Below are 18477 nucleotides of genomic sequence, written 5' to 3'. Positions count from 1 at the left end.
CTCCCCACCGGGGAGAGGGCTGGGGTGAGGGGTCAAGGCTTGCGGGGAATGCCATTCGGAGCCGACCGCCGGGCAAAAAAGCCACGCATCAGATGAAACTTCGGGCAAGCCCCGACCCCTCACCCCAACCCTCTCCCCAAAGGGGGGAGGGAGCAGGAGCGAGCCCGGTATCAAGGCGCAGGGCGGGACAACATCGCGATGGCCGCGACGCGCGCTTTCTCCATCGCCTCGCCGATGGCCGGTCCGGTCAGCCCGCGCTCGACGAAACCGGCCGCGCCGACAGACGCCGCCGCTTCGCGCGCCGCGCGCAGGAACCCCGCCTGCGGATAGGCCGCTTCCTCGCGCCCCAGCCGCCCGCGCTTGTCCGCCTCGCAGACGGTGAGGAAGACCTCCAGCCGCTGCGGCCGGCGCAACGCATCGAGGGTATTGAGCAGGCGCAACACGGTGGTGGGCTTGAGCTCCAGCGCACGGTGCGCGTTGAGATGCTCGCGGCAGACCAGCTCGGCCAGCGCCGCATGTTCGGCGGGCACCTTCAGTCGCGTGGCAAGCGCCCGCACCGGCGCGACGCCGGCATGCTCGTGCCCGATGTGGCTGGGCAGCACGTCGGCCGGGGTGCGCGCCTTGCCCAGGTCGTGGCAGAGCGCACAGAAGCCGACCAGGTCGTCGCCGGGGGCGAGCCTGGCGGCCATGTCGAGTACCAGTTCCAGGTGCGTGCCGGTGTCGACTTCCGGGTGGTATTCGGGCCGCTGCGGCACGCCGTAGAGCGCGTCGACCTCGGGAAACAGCGCCGCCAGCGCACCGGCGCCGCGTAGCACGCGCAGGAATGCCGACGGTTGCGCCTCGCCCAGCGCGCGGCGGGTCTCGGCCCACACCCGCTCGGGCACCAAGTGGTCGACTTCGCCCTCGGCGACCATGCGGCGCATCAGCGCCATGGTTTCCTCCGCCACCTGGAAACCCAGCGGCGCGAAGCGCGCGGCGAAGCGCGCCACGCGCAGCAGCCGCACCGGATCCTCCACGAAGGCGGGCGAGACATGCCGCAGCACGCGCTGCTCGAGATCGCGCTGGCCGTCGAACGGATCGACCAGCGTGCCGTGCTCGTCCTGGGCGATCGCGTTGATGGTGAGGTCGCGCCGCGCCAGGTCCTCTTCCAGCGTCACCCTGGGATCGGCGTGGACGACGAAGCCGTGGTAGCCGCGCCCGGTCTTGCGCTCGGTGCGCGCCAGCGCGTATTCCTCGCCCGTATCCGGATGCAGGAAGACCGGAAAATCCTTGCCCACCGGCCGGAAACCCTGGGCCAGCATCTCTTCGGGCGTGGCGCCGACCACCACGTGGTCGTGGTCGACCACCGGCCGCCCCAGCAGCCGGTCGCGTACCGCACCGCCGACCAGGTATCGGCGCACGTCAGTCCTTCCCGCCCGCCGTGGCTACCGCGCTGGCCGGCGAGGCGCTCGGGCAGGTCACGTCCTTGCGCGGCGTATGGACGTCCGGAAGGCTGTACGGCTGACCGATCGCGGGCATCCGCGAGCCCAGCGGCAGCGCCTTGCCGGACAGCCGCCAGTCGTAGATCACCGCGAAGGCCATCACGCGGGCGACGTAGTCGCGGGTCTCATGGTAGGGAATGGTCGCCACGAACAGGTCCGGCGGCAGTGCGCCGCGCTCGCCGAGCCACTGGTCGACCTTGTTCGGACCGGCGTTGTAGGCGGCGCTGGCCAGCCACGGCGCGCCGTTGAAGCGCGACGCCATCTGCGCCAGGTAGCGGGTGCCGAGCATGATGTTCACGGCCGGATCGTACAGCGACTGGCCGCCGCCCCAGTCCAATCCGTTCCTTTTCGCGACCTGCGCCGCGGTGGCCGGCACGAGCTGCATCAGGCCGCGCGCGTCGGCGCCCGAATGCGCGTCGCTCATCCAGGCACTTTCGGCGCGGGCGATCGCGTAGGCCCAGGACGGGTCGATGCCGGCCTGCTGCGCCTGCGGTACCACGCCGTCCTGGCTGGCCAGCGGGAAGCGCTGGTCGTAGTAGTGCATGGCCTCGCCGCTGGAGTAGGTGAACACCGCGCGGTCGTACCACTGGCGCTCGTAGGCCAGTCGCGCGGCCAGCCGCCGGGTGGTGGTGTCGGCACCGGCGAGCGCGCGCGACCACTCGCGCCGCGCCAGGTGCGGCAGGTCCACGGCGAACAGTTCGAAGGCGCGCTGGAGACCCGGGTCGGCCTGCAGGGCCTGCTCCCGTTGCGTGTCGTCGGGCGGGTCGAGCGGGCAGATGGCGTAGTTGTCCTGCACGCGGTCGGCGGCGAGGAAGCCGTAGTAGGTCGCCTCCTGGGCCAGCTTGTCGTACAGCGTGGCGGCGCGGTCGCCGTGGCCGGTGGCGGCGAGCGCGCGGGCCTGGAAGTAGCGCCACTCGTCCTCGTCCCGCTGCGTCGCCGGCATCGCCTCGATGGCGGTCAGCACGGCCGGCCAGTCCTGCCGCGCCAGCGCCACGCGGGCGCGCCATTCGCGGCTGGTGTCGGTCTGTGCGGCGGCGGGCAGCGCGGCCAGGCGGGCCAGGGCGTGTTCGTCGAAATCGGTGGCGTGGAACAGTGCCAGCGCATACAGCACGCCGTCGCGCTGGTCGTCGCTGAAGCTGAAGTGCGGCCGCAGCCGCTGCCAGCCGGCGTCGGCCGCGTCGGTGTCGCGCCGTGCCAGGCGTTGCAGCGCCAACGACGCTGCCTGGCGGTGGCGCGGTGTGTCGGGCCAGTTCACAGCGTCGGCGACCGCGGTGGCCGGATCGCGCAGGGCCTGCGCCAGGCGCGCGGCGGCCTTGCCTTCGGCGCCCGGCAACCAGGTGGCCAGCGCGGCGACGGTGCCGCCCTGGCCGGCGTCGAGGGCGCGATCGATCCTGGCCCACAGGCGCGTGTTGGTGAGCAGCCCGGCGTCGTTCGCCGCGTCGAGTACCGGATCGCAGGCGCCGGGCAGGTTGGCGCTGTCCCACAGCGGTGCCAGGTCGCGCTGGAAGTCGAGCGTGCCGCCCTGCGCCAGCTTCGCCTGCAGCGCATCGCAGGCGAGCGCATCGCCCAGGCCGGGCTGGTACAGCGCCAGGAAGTCGCTCCAGTCGTGCCGACGTGCCTGGCTGTGCAACCAGGCGCGGCGCAGGTCGCCGGCCGGCAGCAGGTCCGGATGACGCTTGAGGAAATCGGCGACGGTGGCGCGGTCCAGCGTGTCCACGTCGTGCTCGAGGGCCGCGGCCTCCAGGTAGGGATACAGCGGATAGTCGGTCAATCCTTTGGCCCAGGTGCGCCAACCATCGCCACCCTGCTGCGCCACCGCCCAGGCCTGTTTGAAGGCCACGCGCTGTTCGTCCGGCGAGGGCGCGGCATGGACCATCGCCGCGAGGCCGAACCAGGCGATCAGGGCGAGCAGGAGATACGACGAGGGCTGCCGCACGCGGGCGGCGGGGGATGCGTTCGGGGTCATCGTCACAAGTGTAGTAAGCGCCGGTAAGCGCAGCGTTAACCGCCCCGCCGCGATCGATTTGCCAGGCCCAGGCGTTCCTGCAGGAGCCCACTTGTGGGCGATGCTCTGGACGTAGAACCGCATCGGAGCAGGAGCATCGCCCACGAGTGGGCTCCTGCGAGGTGTGGTGCGTGGGTTGGTAAGCTTGCGGTTTGGGCTGACATTCAGATGGCCATGTCCGACGCTGCCGCGCCCCGCTCCCGCTCGCACTGGCCCGTGTGGCTCGCGCTCGTACTGGCGGCCGTCGCCGGCATTGCCGGATGGTGGTGGCTGGGGCGCCCGGTGGCGCTGCCGGATGCGCCCTCCTCGCGCATCGCCTGTGTGTCATATGCGCCTTACCGCCGCGCCGGCGAGACACCGTTCGACCCCAACGCCTTCATCAGCCCCGAGCGCATCGACGCGGACTTGCGCGCGCTGTCGCAGCGCTTCGACTGCGTGCGCACCTACGCGCAGGGGCAGGGCCTGGCCGCGGTGCCGACGATCGCCCGGCGCCATGGCATGCAGGTGTTGATGGGCATCTGGCTGGCGCGCGATCCGGTCGCCAATGCGCGCGAGGTGGCGATGGGCATCGCCACGGCGAACGCCAACCCGGACGTGCTGCGCGGCGTGATCGTGGGCAACGAGGTGCTGCTGCGCGGAGAGCTTTCGCCGCAGGTGCTTGCCGGTTACGCGCGGCAGGTACGCGCGGCGATTCCGGCGTCGGTGCCGGTGACCTATGCGGACGTGTGGGAGTTCTGGCTGCGCTTTCCGCAGATGGCGCGCGTGGTCGACTACCTGACCATCCACATCCTGCCGTACTGGGAAGACGATCCGGTGCCGCCGGAGCACGCCGTGCGCCACGTGGCCGCGGTCTACGCGCGGATGCAGCACGCGTTCCCGGGCCAGCGGGTGATGATCGGCGAGACCGGCTGGCCCAGCGCCGGCCGGCCGCGCCGCGCGGCGCGCGCCACCCGGGTCAACGAGGCGCGCTACCTGCGCGAGTTCCTCGCTTACGCCGCCAGGGTGCAGATGCCCTACAACGTGATTGAGGCGTTCGACCAGCCCTGGAAGCGCGTGCAGGAGGGCACCGTGGGCGGCTACTGGGGCATCTTCGACGTCGATGCCAAACCGAAGTTTCCGATGACCGGGCCGGTGGTGGAGGAAGCGCACTGGTGGTGGGGCTGGATCGCCGCGGCGATCGGCGCGGTGGCGTTCGCGCTGGCCGGGTGGCGCCGGGCCTGGCGCGCGGGCGCGGCGCTGGCCCTGGCCGGTGCCGCCAGCGGGGCCGCGCTGGCCTGGCAGGCGCGCCAGATGATTTATGCCTGCCGGGATCTGCTGGAGTGGGGCGCCTCGATCGCCGCCTGCGTGGCGGCGCTGGCGACCGCGTGGTGGCTGGCGCGTGGGCTGGCCTGGCGCCTGCTCGGCGTGGAACCGCGGCCGGCGCCGGCCTGGCTGTGCCTGGGCTGGTTGTTCGGGCTGACCTGGTACGACCTGTTGCTGGTATTCGACGGCCGCTACCGCGACTTCCCGCTGGGCCTGTTCGCGCTGCCCTGCGTGGCTTACGCGCTGGGCGCCTGGCTCGATCCGGCGCCGGACCGGCCGCCGTTGGAGCACCGCCTGCTGGCCGTCGTGCTGCCGCTGCTTGCCATATTGGTGGTCGTGCAGGAGGTGGGGCTCAACCTCAGCGCCTGGCTATGGCTGGGCTTGAACCTGGCCCTCGGGTTGCCGGTGCTGGTCGCCTGGCGGCAGGCCGTCCGCCTGCGCGCGCAGTAGCCGCAGCGCGCCGACCAGCAGCGCGAACGCGCCGGCCTCGAAGCAGTACAGCACCAGCGCGGCGATGCCCAGCGCGGCTGCCAGCCACGCCGCCAGCGGATGACGCGCGACCAGCGCGATGAACGCGGCGGTGAGGGCCGCGTAGCCATAGCCGTAGCTGAGGAAGCCCAGCACCGCCCAGTGCCGCCAGGCGCACCAGGCCGGGCCGCCGTCGGCGGTGCACTGGTGCGCCACCGCTGGCGGCTCGATCGCGCCGAAGCGCAGCGCGGCGGCAGCCAGAGCGACCAGCGCGATGGTGAACCAGGGCAGCACCAGGCGCAGCGAGCGGCTCATCGCCGCAACCGGTGCGAGCGTGGCGCCAGCGTGGCCGGCAGGCGGATCTCGGCGGCCAGCGGCAGGTGATCGGAGAACGCCTGCGGCAGCGCCCAGGCGCGTTCGAGCTGCAGCGATTCGGACAGCAGGATGTGGTCCAGCGCACGCCGCGGCTTCCAGCTGGGGAAGGTCGGCGTGGGCTGCTCGGGCGGCTGCAGGCTGCAGCGCGCGAACAGGTGGCGCATCTCGGCGCTTTGCGCCTCGGTGTTGAGGTCGCCCATCAGCACCACGTTGGGATAGTCGTGCAGCACTTCGGCGATGAAGGCGAGCTGGCGTGCGCGCGCCTGCGCCGACAGCGAGAGGTGGGCGATCATCACCGTCAGCGCGCTGGCCTCGGCGCCGTAGCGCACCAGCAGCGCGCCGCGGCCGGGGATGCGGCTGGGCAGCGGGTAGTCGTAGACGCTGTGTGGCTCCATCCGGCTGATCAGGCCGTTGGCCGAGTGCGCCAGCCGCGCCATCGGGCGGTTCGGCTGGTGGCTCCAGAACGGCAGGCCGGAGGCTTCGGCCAGGTAGCGGGTCTGGTTGAGGAAGCCCGAGCGCAGGCTGCCGGCATCGGCCTCCTGCAGCCCGATCACGTCGAACTGCGGCAGCACCTCGGCCAGGCGGTCGAGGTTGTCCATCTTGCTGCGGCCGGGCAGCACGGCGTTGATGCTGCGGGTGACGTATTCGCTGTAGCGCTGCACGCTGGCACCAGCCAGGATGTTGCAGCTGAGCAGGCGCAGGCGGCGTTCCGGCGTGGTTTCCGGGTCGGCCTTGTCGGCGTGGACTTTGGCGGTGGCGGCGCGGGTCATCGAGGGGCGGTACCGGCAACGGGGCGATGGGGGCAATCCTTGCGCCGCTCACCCCGGGCGTCGCGCAGCGGCGTCGAAGGGTTCTTCGACTGCGGCCCTGCGCACCCGCGACCCGGGTGATCGGCGTGGTTCAAGGAAAGCATCGCCCGTCGTGCGTGAACGCGAAGCGCGCCACGTTTACTTGCCAGCCAGCTCGCGCTTGACCAGCCATTGCGTCAGGTCGACCAGCTGATCGAGCGTCTTCACCTGGCCGCTGCGGTACTTGCCGTCGACCACGATGGTGGGCGTGCCGTCGATCTTCCACTTCTGCAGCAGCTCGAAGTCCTTCTTCATCTGCGCCGTGGCCGCGTCGGAGTTGGCGATGCGCAGGAACTGCGCGCGATCGACGCCGTGGCGGGCGTAGAAGTCGGCCAGCTCGTCCAGCGTATTGATCGGGAAGTGCTGCTCGAATTTGGCCTGGAACAGCGCCAGGTGAGTGCGCTCGACCACGCCCAGCTGCTTGGCCGCGTAGTAGGCGCGTGCGAACGGCATCCAGGCCTCGCTGAAGGGCGCCGGCATCAGCTTGAACACCACGCCCTCGGGCAGCGACTTGCGCAGCTTCTCCACGGTCGGCGCGAAATGCGCGCAATGGACGCAGCCGTAGGAGAACACCTCCACCACCTCGACCTTGCCCTCCGGGCTCAGCCGCTGGTGCGGCGCGGGCAACGCCACGTACTGGTCACCCTCGGTGAAGGGCGCGGGCGCGTCCGGCGCCGCGGTGCAGGCGCTGGCCAGCAGCAGGCCGCCGAGCAGGGTCAGCAGGCGCAGGCGGGCAAGGTGCTTGATCATGGGGATCTCCGTGGAGTGGATGTCGGGAAGCGGTCGCGCCGCGCGACGTGAGGCGGCGGTGGATGCACCATTGAACCACCACTTTCGCGGTCCCGCGCGATGCAGCCGCGCCCTCGCTGCGCAAACCCCCGTAGGAGCCCACTTGTGGGCGATGCTCCTGCCTTGATGCCGCCAGAAAGCAAGAGCATCGCCCACAAGTGCGCTTCTACAAGGGAGACGCGCCGCGGCGGGATTACTTGCCGGCCGCTTCCTTCGCCACCAGCCATTTGGCCAGTTCGATGGTCTGCGGATAGCCGCCGGCGGTGTTGGGGGTGAAGCGGTACTTGCCGTCGACCACCAGGGTCGGCGTGCCGGTGACGCCGTAGCCCTTGACCAGGTCGTCGGCGCGCTTCATCTGCGTGTTGATGCTGAAGGAGTCGGCGACCGCGACGAATTCCTTCGGGTCGACCCCGTACTTGGCGTACACCTTCGCCGCGTCGGCGATGGTCGGCAGCGCGTCGCGCGGCTTCAGGCCGGTGCCGGCCGGGTTCATGGCCGACAGCTCGTTGGTCTTCCACACCGCCTGGTACATCGCGTCGTTGCCCTGCTTGGCCACGCCCAGCGCCTTGGCGGTGAACCAGGCGCGCTGCAGCATCGGCCAGTTCTCCTGCGGGATGAACGAAGCCGGCAGGTATGCCATCACCGCGTTCGCGGGCAGGCTGGCGGCCAGTTTCTCCACCACCGGATGGAACTGGTTGCAGGCCGGGCAGCCGTAGGAGAACACCTCGGTCACTTCGATCTTGTCGGTGGAGGTGGCCTTGGGCTGGGCCGGTTCGATGCGGAAATAATGCTTGCCCTCGATCCACTTGCCGGTGTCGACGAACGGCTCGGCCGGCGGCGCGGGCGGCGTAATTTCACTGGTGGCAGGCGTTGCGGCGGCGGCGGTAGTGGCGCTGGCCGGCGCGCTGGCGGCGGACGCCGGCGTGCCGCCATCGCTGGCGACCGGCGCGGTGTTGCCGGCCGGTGCCGCCGCCGCGGTGCTGCTGGCGGTCGGTGCGGTCGGCGTGCTGCCGGTGTCGCTGTCGTGGCTGCAGGCGGCCAGCGCGAGCAGGGCGGCACAGAGGATCGGCAGACGCTTGAGCATGGGTGACCTCGGGCTTGGGGCAGGGAACGTCCGATTCTACGCAGGCGCTCGCGCGCTGTCCGGTCGCAAATCCCGGCGCTGGAAACGAACACGCCGGCTTGTGGCCGGCGTGTGGTCGATTAGGGCGTGGCCGGCTTGGACGGTCCCGCCGCTTCGTTCACGTGCAGGCCTTCGATATAGCTGGCCAGCGCGGCGATGTCCTTGTCGTCGAGCTTCTTGGCGATCGCCGGCATGATCTTGGCCTGCGCGTCGTCGCCCCAGGTGGCGCCGTCGCGCCAGGCCTTGAGGGTGGCCTCGACGTACTGCGCATGCTGGCTGGTCAACTGCGGATAGGCCGCGCCCGGATTGCCGCGGCCGTCGATGCTGTGGCAGGCCATGCAGGCAGGGATGCCGCGCTCGATGTCGCCCTGGCGGAACAGCGTCTGGCCGTGCTCGACCAGCGCGGCGTCGGCCACGCCCGGCAGCGAGCGCTTGGTGGCGAAGTAGGCGCCCAGGTCGTGCATGTCCTGTTCGGACAGCGGCGCGGCCATGCCCATCATGATCGGGTTCTGACGCTGCGCCGACTTGAAGTGGATCAACTGGCGGACGATGTAGGCCTCGTGCTGGCCGGCCAACTTGGGGTACTGCGCGTCGGTGGAGTTGCCGTCCATGCCGTGGCAGGCGCCGCAGACGGTGGCTTTGGTCTGGCCGGCGGCGGCGTCACCGGCCTTGGCCACGGCCTCGGCGGGCGACGCCGGCTGCGCGGCGGAGGCGGCTGCCGAAGGAGCGGCCGTGGCCTGCTTGCCGGCATCGGCCGGGGCCGACGGCGCGGCATCGACGCCGGGCTGGCCCGCCGAGCTCTTCTGTGCGGCGCTGGTGGCGGTGGCCGGCGCACTCGTCGCGGGCTGGGCCTCCTGCGCCACCGCCACGCTGGCGGACAGCGCGAAGACGAGGGCGATCACGCCCCCAAGGGCAGCAGGCCGGAAACCGGCGGACCGAAAACTCATACACTTGTCTCCCGAAAGACTGCTTGATCCGCCGCGAACCGCCGCCAACATGGCCTGCGGAGGCAGAAACCGCCGAATTATCCCCGCGCCACCGCACCTTGGTCAAACCATCCCCATGCCCAATCCGCTCAACGGCGCGCAGTTCGTGCTGGCCGCCCATCGCATCAACCAGCTTCCCGCCGATCAGGGTGCCGAGGTCGCCTTCGCCGGGCGCTCCAATGCCGGCAAGTCCAGCGCGCTCAATGCGCTGACCGGGCACAAGGCGCTGGCGCGCACCTCCAAGACGCCCGGGCGTACCCAGCAGATGGTGGCGTTCTCGTTGCCGCCGCTGGCGCAGGGCTCGGGCGGGACACCGCCGGAAGCCCGCCTGATCGACCTGCCCGGCTACGGCTACGCCAAGGTGCCGGAGGACCTGCGCGAGCACTGGAAGCTGGAGATCGACGCCTACCTGCACCATCGCCGCAGCCTGCGCGGCGTGGTGCTGATCGCCGACATCCGCCATCCGTTGAAGGAATTCGACCGGATGATGCTGGACTTCTGTTTCGAGACCGCGCTGCCCTGCCACCTGTTGCTGACCAAGGCCGACAAGCTCTCGCGCAACCAGGCGATGCAATCGCTGGCGGCGGTGCGCAAGGGCTTCGCCGAGGGCGTGCAGGCCAGCGCGCAGGTGTTCTCCTCCGCCGACGGCACCGGGGTGGAGCAGGCGCGCGAGGCGGTGCTGGCGTTGCTGCGCACGCCGCGCGATCGAACGTAGGGTGGGCCTCAGCCCACCAGGCATCCTCGGCAGATCGGTGGTGGGCTGAAGCCCACCCTACGGAGAGCGGTCAGCCGGACAACGATGCCATGAACACCGCGCACAGCGCGGCCATGCCTTCGCGGTCGTCCTCGTCGAAGCGGCCGACGTTGGGGCTGTCCACGTCCCACACGCCAAGCAGCGAGCCGTCGGGCTTGACCAGCGGCACCACGATTTCCGATTGCGAGGCCGCGTCGCAGGCGATGTGGTCATCGAACGCGTTGACGTCGCGCACCAGCTGGATCTCCCGCGTGCGCGCGGCGGTGCCGCAGACGCCGCGGCCCAGCGCGATGCGCACGCAGGCCGGCTTGCCCTGGAACGGGCCGACCACCAGCTCGGTGCCGTCGAACAGGTAGAAGCCCGCCCAGTTCAGGTCGGGCAGGCTGTTGAACACCAGCGCGCTGAAGTTGGCGGCGTTGGCGATCAGGTCCTTTTCATCCGCCAGCAGGCCGCGCGCCTGGCTGGCCAGGTCCGCGTAGTGTTCGCGCTTGCTGGCGTAGGCGGTCGGCGAGAGATGGAACATGGCGGGGCTTCCGGCGGCAAAGCCCGTATTATGCGCCCGACCACCGGATGGGAGACCGACGATGAGCCTGACCGAACAGCGCGAAGGCATCGAGGCGGGGCGGCTGGACATGTTCGTGGATGGCGCGTTCGCGCTGACCCTCACCCTGCTGCTGATCGGCGGCGAGGACGTGCCGCGCAGCACCGCCGAGCTGCTGCAAACCCTCGGCGGCATTCCCGCTTTCGCGGCGTGCTTCTTCCACGTTACCTTTTTCTGGCACGGACACGTGCGATGGCGCCGCCGCTGCCCGCAGCCGGACCCGATCGGGCGCTGGCTGTCGCTGCTGCTGGTGTTTTTCGCGCTGATCTTCGTCTATCCGTTGCAGATGGTGTTCGCCGGGGTCTTCAACGCCCTGAGCGGCGGCGTGCTGCCGAGCGACTTCCATTTCACCGGCGACCCGTCCGGCCCGCGCACCCTGTTCGCCTGTTACGGCTTGGCCTTCGCCTGCATGGCCGGCACGCTGACCCTGCTGTTCCGCCACGCCGCCAGGCGCGCTGCGCGGACTGGCCACAGCACCTTCGACGCGCGGCGCGAGATGCGGGTGTGGAGTGTGCCTGCGCTGGTCGGGCTGGCCTCGGCCGCGCTCGCCCTGGCGCTTCCTGACAGCGCCCCGCATTGGATGTGGGCGGTGCCCGGCTTCATGTACTCGCTGCTGGGCCTGATCGGGCCGGTGGTCAATCGGTTCAACCGTCGCTACGCCGGCGCATGAGCGGCCGTGCGGTCTTCATCGCCGGTACCGACACCGGCATCGGCAAGACCCACGCGGCCTGCACGCTGATCCACGCGCTGCGCCTGCGCGGCCTGCGTACCTGCGGCATGAAGCCGGTCGCCAGCGGCTGCCTGGAGACCCCGGGCGGGCGCCGCAACGAGGACGCACTGGCCCTGCAGGCGGCCGGCAGCAAACCGCTGCCCTACGAGGCGATCAATCCGGTGGCGCTGCGCGAGCCGCTCTCGCCGCACCTGGCCGCGCGGCTGGAAGGCGTGACCATCGCAATGGCGCCGCTGCGCGCGGCCTTCGAGCATCTGCAGACCACGCACGACCGCGTGGTGGTCGAAGGTGTGGGCGGCTGGATGGTGCCGCTTGCGCCCGGCCTGCTGGCGTCGGAAATCCCGCGCCAGTGGGACCTGCCGGTGGTGCTGGTGGTCGGCCTGCGGCTAGGCTGCCTCAACCACGCGCTGCTCAGCGCGCGCGCGATCCTCGCCGACGGCTGCCGCCTGGCCGGCTGGATCGGCAACCGCATCGACCCGGCGATGGCGGCGGTGGAAGACAACCTGGAAACCCTGCGCGGGATGCTGCCGGCGCCGTGCCTGGGCGTGCTGCCGTATGGCGTGGAACCGGCCCAGGCGGCCGAACGGCTGGACCTGGTGAACCTGGCCGGCCCTTTGTAGGAGCAGCACGCGTGGCAGCGGCTTCACGCATCCCATGCTTCGATCCCTTCCCACGCCCACCGCAGGAGCGCGCATGAGCAACCGCAACCACTACTACCTCTCCGTGGACGACATCCGCCACGCCCGCGGCGCCGATCCGGCGCTGGCCTGGCAGGGCTCCAGCCCGGACGACCTGGCCGCCACGCTGCAGGACTCGCTGCGCGGCACCGGCCTGTTCGAGCGCTGGCGCGCGATGCAGCCGGACCCGGACGAAGTCGACATGAGCCTGGCCGCCAGCGATCCGCAGGCCACTGTCAGTGCCAGGGTGGCCGACCTGCACGTTGACATCGACCTGGTCACCGACCTGCCGATGCGCGTGGTGCGTCCGCGGCTGAACTGGCTGATCGGATCGAACTGGCAACTGCGCGACATGCGCGCGGCCTGACGCGCCGGCGGAGCCGGCGGCTTGCGGCCCTTGGAAGTCCCGCCCCAGAGTCGGTAGAGTCGAACGCTTGATTCGCCCGTCCCGCGCCGCGGACGCCACCTTGGGGAATGCCCGATGCCTCGTCTTCGCCTGCTCGTGATCGCCACCTCGATCGCCATGGCCGCCTGTTCGCAATCGTCCAACGACGCCAATCCCGCCACGCCCGCGCCCGCCGCGAGTGCGTCGGCGGCCGACACGGCCCAGGCCAGCACCGCCAACCCGTTCTTCACCGCCAGCACGCTGCCGTTCCAGGCGCCGCCGTTCGACAAGATCAAGGAAGGCGACTACCAGCCGGCGATCGAAGAGGGCATGCGCCAGCACCTGGCGGAGATCGAGAAGATCGCCGCCAACCCCGAAGCGCCGACCTTCGAGAACACCTTCATCCCGATGGAGAAGTCCGGCGCGCTGCTCAAGCGCGCGATGGCCGCCTTCGACACCGTCACCGGCGCCAACACCTCCGACGCGCTGCAGAAGGTGCAGGAGATCGAGGCGCCCAAGCTGGCCGCGCACCGCGACGCGATCTACCTCAACGCCAAGCTGTTCGATCGTGTCCAGTCCATCTACAACCAGCGCGACAAGCTGGAGCTGGATCCCGAGTCGCTGCGCCTGGTGGAGGTGACCTACAAGGATTTCGTGCACAACGGCGCCAAGCTGTCCGACGCCGACAAGGCCAAGCTGAAGGACCTCAACAAGGAAGAGTCCACCCTCAGCACGCAATTCACCAACAAGCTGCTGGCCGCCACCAAGGCCGGCGCGCTCACCGTCGATGACGCGGCCAGGCTCAAGGGCCTGTCCGAAGGCGACCTGGCTGCCGCCGCGCAGGCGGCCAAGAGCCGCGACCTGGACGGCAAGTGGACGCTGGCGCTGCAGAACACCACCCAGCAGCCGGCGCTGAAGGATTTAGACGACCGCGCCACCCGCGAGGCGCTGTTCAAGGCGTCCTGGGACCGCGCCGAGCACGGTGGCGACAACGACACCCGCGCCACCATTGAGCGCATCGCGCAGATCCGTGCCGAACAGGCCAAGCTGCTCGGCTACCCGACCTTCGCCGCCTGGAAGCTCGAAGACCAGATGGCCAAGACGCCCGACCGCGCGATCGCCTTCATGCAGAACCTGGTGCCGGCCGCCACCGCCCGCGCCGAGCGCGAGGCCAGGGACATCCAGGACGTCATCGACAGCCAGCACGGCGGCTTCAAGGTCGCCGCGTGGGACTGGCAGCATTACGCCGAACAGGTGCGCAAGGCCAAGTACGACCTCGACGAAAGCCAGATCAAGCCGTACTTCGAGCTCGACAACGTGCTGCAGAATGGCGTGTTCTACGCCGCCAACCAGCTCTATGGCCTGACCTTCAAGGAGCGCCACGACATCCCGGTGTGGCAGCCGGACGTGCGCGTGTTCGAAGTGTTCGACAAGGACGGCACCTCGATGGCGCTGTTCTATTGCGACTACTTCAAGCGCGACAACAAGGGCGGCGGCGCTTGGATGAGCAATCTGGTCGACCAGTCGAGCCTGCTGGGCACCAAGCCGGTGATCTACAACGTCGCCAACTTCACCAAGCCGGCACCGGGCCAGCCCGCGCTGCTGTCGTTCGACGACGTGATCACCATGTTCCACGAGTTCGGCCACGCGCTGCACGGCATGTTCGCCGACACCAGGTACCCGTCGCTGTCAGGCACCAGCACCGCGCGCGACTTCGTCGAGTTCCCCTCGCAGTTCAACGAGCACTGGGCGACCAACCCGAAGGTGTTCGCGCACTACGCCAGGCACTACAAGACCGGCGAGGCGATGCCCAAGGCGCTGGTGGACAAGATCCAGAAGGCGCGCCACTTCAACAGCGGCTACGACATGACCGAGCTGGTCGCCGCTGCGCTGCTGGACATGGGCTGGCACACCATCCCGGCCGACGCGCCGAAGAAGGACGCCGACAAGTTCGAGATGGGCGTGCTGACCAAGGACAAGATCAACCTGTCCTACGTGCCGCCGCGCTACCGCTCCAGCTACTTCCAGCACATCTGGGGCAACGGCTACGCCGCCGGCTACTACGCCTACCTGTGGACCGAGATGCTGGCCGACGACGGCTTCGAGTGGTTCAAGGAGCACGGCGGCATGACCCGCGCCAATGGCGACCGCTTCCGCAAGATGGTGCTCTCGCGCGGCAACACCGAGGACCTGGCCAAGATGTACAAGGACTGGCGCGGCAAGGAGCCCAGCGTCGAGCCGATGCTGGTCGCCCGCGGGCTGAAAGACGCGCCCAAGGGCAACGAGAAGTAAGACGAAGGGCCGGCGCAAGCCGGCCCTTTCCAGTTGGGCGGTGCCCTTCTAGCAGCCCACTTGTGGGCTCCTGCGGTGTTTCGCGAAAGGGGTTCTTCGAGGTTCCTTACGGAAGGCCCGGAATCCTCAGTACGCGAACTCGCGGAACAGCGGATCCACGCTGCCGCCCCACGGTCCGTGGAACAGCTCGAGCTTGCGCTCGGCCGGGGTCTGGTTGGCCTCGACGATCTCGATCATCGGGTCGAGAAAAATGCCTTCGTCGGCGCCGTTCTTGTTGAGCCGCGCGCGCCGCTTCAACCCATGCGAGGCGATCTTCAGCGTCTCGCGCGCCAGGTCGCGCACGCTGCCGCCGCGGAACGGCAGCTTGAGCGCCTGCCGCGGCACGCCGTCGCGCAGGGCGTGGCGCTCTTCCATGGTGAAGTCCCTGACCAGCTCCCAGGCCGCGTCCAGCGCCTCGTCGTCGTACAGCAGGCCGACCCACAACGCCGGCAGCGCGCACAGCCGGTTCCACGGGCCGCCGTCGGCGCCGCGCATTTCCAGGTACTGCTTCAGGCGCACTTCGGGGAAAGCGGTGGTGAGGTGATCGGCCCAGTCCTTCATGGTCGCGCGCGTGCCCGGCACGGCCTCCAACTGCCCCTCGAGGAAGCGACGGAAATCCTGTCCGGCCAGGTCGATGTAGCGCCCGCCCTGGTAGCTGAAATACATCGGCACGCCGAGGATGTAATTCACATAGCGCTCGTAGCCGAAGCCGTCGGCGAACACGAAGTCGAGCATGCCGGTGCGGTGCGGGTCGGTGTCCGTCCACACCTGCGAGCGGTAGGAGAGAAAGCCGTTGGGCTGGCCCTCGGTGAACGGCGAATCGGCGAACAGCGCGGTGGCGATCGGCTGCAGCGCCAGGCTGGTGCGGAACTTCTTGATCATGTCCGCTTCGCTGGAGAAATCCAGGTTCACCTGCACCGTGCAGGTGCGGGTCATCATGTCCAGTCCCAGCGAACCGACCTTGGGCATGTACTCGCGCATGATCTTGTAGCGGCCCTTGGGCATCCAGGGCATCTGGTCGCGACGCCACTTGGGCTGGAAGCCCATGCCCAGGAAGCCCAGCCCGAGGCCGTCGGCCACCGAACGGACTTCCTCCAGGTGCGCGTTCACCTCGCAACAGGTCTGGTGGATGTTCTCCACCGGCGCGCCGGAAAGCTCCAGTTGCCCGGCCGGCTCCAGCGTGATGTTGGCCTTGCCGCGGGTCAGCGCCACCGGTGTCTCGCCTTCGCGGGCGATGTCCCAGCCGTAGCGTGACGCCAGGCCCTCCAGCAGCGCGCGGATGCCGCGCTCGCCCTCGTAGGTGGGCGGCATCAGGTCGTCCGTGCGGAAGCCGAACTTCTCGTGCTCGGTGCCGATGCGCCAGGCCTCGCGCGGCTTCTCGCCGGCCGCAAGGTAATCGACCAGCTGCTGGCGGTTTTCGATCGGGGTGCTCTTTACGGCACTGGGTATGGACACAGGCGAACGCCTTGCTCGGAGGGAACGGCCACTATGGGGCCGCGGGGGGTCATGAAAAGGGGGTGGGACCGAAATAGTGTACGCCAGGGTTCTGATGACTTCCGTGAAATGTCCGGCCCGGTTCCCGCGCTCCGAGGCTGAACGGCAGCGAACTCGACTGTTATTTTTTTGTAAACGGCGCCTTGATGTCGACTGCCGCAAGATCCTGCGCACAGGGGACATCAGAGGAGGAAATACGATGTCGACCCAGTCCGTGCGTCAACGACTGACGCAAGCGGCCCTGCCAGCCGTGATTCTCGCCCTGCTCGTGCCATCCGGGGCACAGGCGTCCCCACAGGAGGCGATCGAACGCGCCGGCCCGCCTGTACCCGTGCCTCGTAGCCAGCCCTGCGAGGTCCAGTTGTTCCGCGATGCGACCTTTGGCGATGACGCCGGCTATGTCTTTGCGCCCCCGGTCCGCTGTCCGCCGCCTTGGGCCAAGGTGACGTTGGATATGGATCTGAGCGGTACGGACCGGGCCAGGGGAATCGCGGTGGCGCTGAAGGGCGTCACGTTGTTCGTCGGCCCCACGCCGGGCACGAGGGAACCATCGAGCTGGCACGTGGAGCGCGATCTCACCGATTACAGCGCCCTGTTCAAGGAGCCCGGGACCGGAACCCTCAGGGCAGTGGTTTCCTTTCGCCCGGCCGGGAACCTTCCGACCGTCGGAACCGCGACGTTGCGCTTCTACCCGCCCACGGCAGCGCAACCCGCGCCGCGGGTGCCCGACGCGGTGTTCTCGACCTATACGGCGATGTATCCCCCCGACCTGCCCTACGGAGACAGCACGCCGCCGATCAAAGACCTTGCTGCGTTGCCTCACAACATCGAGCGCGCCTATCTCGATGTGACCGCCAACGACAACGAGTTCTGGTTTGCGTGCCTCACTCCGGAACTGGCGGACGCCCATCCAACCCTGGTAAGCAGGGTGGCCCTGGGTTTGGCAGGCCGGGGGTTGTTCCCGCCGCCGCAGGGTTGCTTCCCCTCCAGCTACTTCGACGTGGGCATAACCGTCGATGGCACACCGGCCGGCGTCGCGCCCGTGTTTCCATGGCTGCCTACCGACTTCAGCTTCAACCAGGGGCCCAGGCCGAGATCGGCATTCTGGAACGTCCTGGATACGCCCACGGACAGTGCGCAATCGCTGGATTACGTGCCCTACCGGGTGGACCTGAGCCCGTTCGCCGCCATTCTCAACGAGGCAGGCCCGCATCAGGTAGTACTGCACATGCCCAGGTGGGCCAGTACCAACCTGACCTCCTATTTCGGACCGCGCAACGCGAACCTGCTGGTGTACCTGGATCACGGCAAGGCGCGCCTGTCCGGTGCGGTCACCTACAATTCCCTGTCGGCCGCGCAGCCCCAGCCCGCCATCAAGGATGACCTGACCCAGAAAGGCGACCTGCTGCAGGGGCGGGTGCGCACGCGGCTGGATCGCAACTTCAGGATCTGCGGTTACGTCGATACCTCGCACGGCCGCGTTCATTCGTCGGTCGTGCAGCAGTCGCAGTTCCACAACGTGCAACAGTTCCACGTCAAGGACGACGCTTCCGACAATTACGACCTGCCGGTCTACCGCGAGGACCTGTGGCTGGAAACCGCCACCCAGAGCGTGAGCCGCCGCACGCAGGGCGGGCACCTGCTCAGCGAGGATCGGCAGAAGGTCAGCTATCCGCTGGAGATGCACTATGTGGGCATCGGGCGATTGACGACCTGGTATAGCGGTGACGACTACGACGTGGACGTGTTTGGCGGCTCGGTCAGCGTGGACCAGCATCGGCGCGCGGATACCAGCCATTACCGGCGCGGCCTTGAACCCTACCGCACCCACCTGCGGGAGGAGTTCTACGGGAACCACCGGGTCGATCCGGACACCGGTGCGAGCAGTCACTGGCACGCAGCGCATACCTTCACCTTCCACGACAACCGTGGCAGCTGCTACCAGAAGGCGGTAACCACCAGAAACGGTGCGCTGGACGACACCGCCACCGGCATGGATTGCGCCCGGGGGACCAATCACGTGCGGTGGTTTGCGCATCCGGATGGATCGGCCGACGGCCTGGGCTGGCAACGGCCCTGACTGAAGAAACGAAACAGGCCGGCAGATGCCGGCCTGTTTCTGCGGAAG

Annotated in this window: 16 protein-coding genes; 7 read left to right on the top strand and 9 right to left on the bottom strand. The window is 69.3% G+C overall.

Features of this window, described 5'->3' with window-relative positions; all coding sequences use genetic code 11:
• Positions 1–170: 170 nt before the first annotated feature.
• Both OSC30_RS12330 and OSC30_RS12325 read right to left on the bottom strand, forming a co-directional pair.
• On the bottom strand, positions 171–1400 hold the full coding sequence (locus tag OSC30_RS12330; protein WP_267172151.1) for a multifunctional CCA addition/repair protein: 1230 nt from the start codon (positions 1398–1400) through the stop codon (positions 171–173).
• Position 1401: 1 nt separating this feature from the next.
• Positions 1402–3447, bottom strand: coding sequence for a transglycosylase SLT domain-containing protein (locus tag OSC30_RS12325; protein ID WP_267172150.1), 2046 nt, complete (start codon positions 3445–3447; stop codon positions 1402–1404).
• A gap of 213 nt (positions 3448–3660) precedes the next feature.
• Here OSC30_RS12325 and OSC30_RS12320 point away from each other — a divergent pair, with 213 nt between their 5' ends.
• Positions 3661–5238 carry a glycoside hydrolase family 17 protein gene (locus OSC30_RS12320; RefSeq protein ID WP_267172149.1) on the top strand — a complete coding sequence of 526 codons (1578 nt, stop codon included), beginning with the start codon at positions 3661–3663 and terminating at the stop codon, positions 5236–5238.
• Here OSC30_RS12320 and OSC30_RS12315 read toward each other — a convergent pair.
• The 5 genes from OSC30_RS12315 to OSC30_RS12295 all read right to left on the bottom strand — a co-directional run bounded on the left by OSC30_RS12315 (position 5158) and on the right by OSC30_RS12295 (position 9338).
• On the bottom strand, positions 5158–5571 hold the full coding sequence (locus tag OSC30_RS12315; protein ID WP_267172148.1) for a hypothetical protein: 414 nt from the start codon (positions 5569–5571) through the stop codon (positions 5158–5160). The two genes, OSC30_RS12320 and OSC30_RS12315, sit on opposite strands and share 81 nt — an antisense overlap.
• A complete protein-coding gene (locus tag OSC30_RS12310; RefSeq protein WP_267172147.1) occupies positions 5568–6401 on the bottom strand; it encodes an endonuclease/exonuclease/phosphatase family protein in 834 nt (277 codons plus the stop codon). The genes OSC30_RS12315 and OSC30_RS12310 overlap by 4 nt, the downstream gene beginning before the upstream one ends.
• Before the next feature lie 177 nt (positions 6402–6578).
• On the bottom strand, positions 6579–7229 hold the full coding sequence (locus OSC30_RS12305) for a thiol:disulfide interchange protein DsbA/DsbL (protein WP_267172146.1): 651 nt from the start codon (positions 7227–7229) through the stop codon (positions 6579–6581).
• Positions 7230–7461: 232 nt separating this feature from the next.
• Complete coding sequence (locus OSC30_RS12300; protein ID WP_267172145.1) at positions 7462–8352, bottom strand: thiol:disulfide interchange protein DsbA/DsbL; 891 nt, start codon at positions 8350–8352, stop codon at positions 7462–7464.
• Positions 8353–8471: 119 nt separating this feature from the next.
• A complete protein-coding gene (locus OSC30_RS12295) occupies positions 8472–9338 on the bottom strand; it encodes a c-type cytochrome (protein WP_267172144.1) in 867 nt (288 codons plus the stop codon).
• 115 nt (positions 9339–9453) lie between these two features.
• On the opposite strand from OSC30_RS12295, the gene yihA reads away from it, so the two are divergent.
• A complete protein-coding gene (yihA, locus tag OSC30_RS12290; protein ID WP_267172143.1) occupies positions 9454–10092 on the top strand; it encodes a ribosome biogenesis GTP-binding protein YihA/YsxC in 639 nt (212 codons plus the stop codon).
• Positions 10093–10162: 70 nt separating this feature from the next.
• Here yihA and OSC30_RS12285 read toward each other — a convergent pair whose 3' ends face one another.
• Positions 10163–10654, bottom strand: a complete 492-nt coding sequence (locus OSC30_RS12285) for a GAF domain-containing protein (protein ID WP_267172142.1) — start codon at positions 10652–10654, stop codon at positions 10163–10165.
• 61 nt (positions 10655–10715) lie between these two features.
• Here OSC30_RS12285 and OSC30_RS12280 point away from each other — a divergent pair, with 61 nt between their 5' ends.
• From OSC30_RS12280 to dcp, 4 genes are all read left to right on the top strand, one after another.
• Entirely contained in the window at positions 10716–11402 is a 687-nt protein-coding gene (locus OSC30_RS12280; RefSeq protein WP_267172141.1) for a TMEM175 family protein, read from the top strand.
• Complete coding sequence (gene bioD / locus OSC30_RS12275; RefSeq protein ID WP_267172140.1) at positions 11399–12082, top strand: dethiobiotin synthase; 684 nt, start codon at positions 11399–11401, stop codon at positions 12080–12082. Before OSC30_RS12280 ends, bioD begins: the two co-directional genes overlap by 4 nt.
• Positions 12083–12155: 73 nt before the next feature.
• A complete protein-coding gene (locus OSC30_RS12270; protein ID WP_267172139.1) occupies positions 12156–12506 on the top strand; it encodes a hypothetical protein in 351 nt (116 codons plus the stop codon).
• A 114-nt stretch (positions 12507–12620) separates the two neighbouring features.
• The gene (gene dcp, locus OSC30_RS12265; RefSeq protein WP_267172138.1) at positions 12621–14816 is read left to right on the top strand and encodes a peptidyl-dipeptidase Dcp; all 2196 of its coding nucleotides are present in this window, start codon (positions 12621–12623) and stop codon (positions 14814–14816) included.
• Between the two features lie 126 nt (positions 14817–14942).
• Here dcp and OSC30_RS12260 read toward each other — a convergent pair whose 3' ends face one another.
• Positions 14943–16310 carry a glutamate--cysteine ligase gene (locus tag OSC30_RS12260; protein WP_267172137.1) on the bottom strand — a complete coding sequence of 456 codons (1368 nt, stop codon included), beginning with the start codon at positions 16308–16310 and terminating at the stop codon, positions 14943–14945.
• 238 nt (positions 16311–16548) lie between these two features.
• Between OSC30_RS12260 and OSC30_RS12255 the strand changes: the two genes are divergently transcribed.
• Positions 16549–18429, top strand: coding sequence for a peptide-N4-asparagine amidase (locus tag OSC30_RS12255; RefSeq protein ID WP_267172136.1), 1881 nt, complete (start codon positions 16549–16551; stop codon positions 18427–18429).
• Positions 18430–18477: the final 48 nt, after the last annotated feature.

Source organism: Frateuria hangzhouensis, assembly GCF_026410505.1.
GTDB lineage: Bacteria > Pseudomonadota > Gammaproteobacteria > Xanthomonadales > Rhodanobacteraceae > Frateuria_A > Frateuria_A hangzhouensis.
This window is presented reverse-complemented; position numbering and strand designations above follow the sequence as displayed.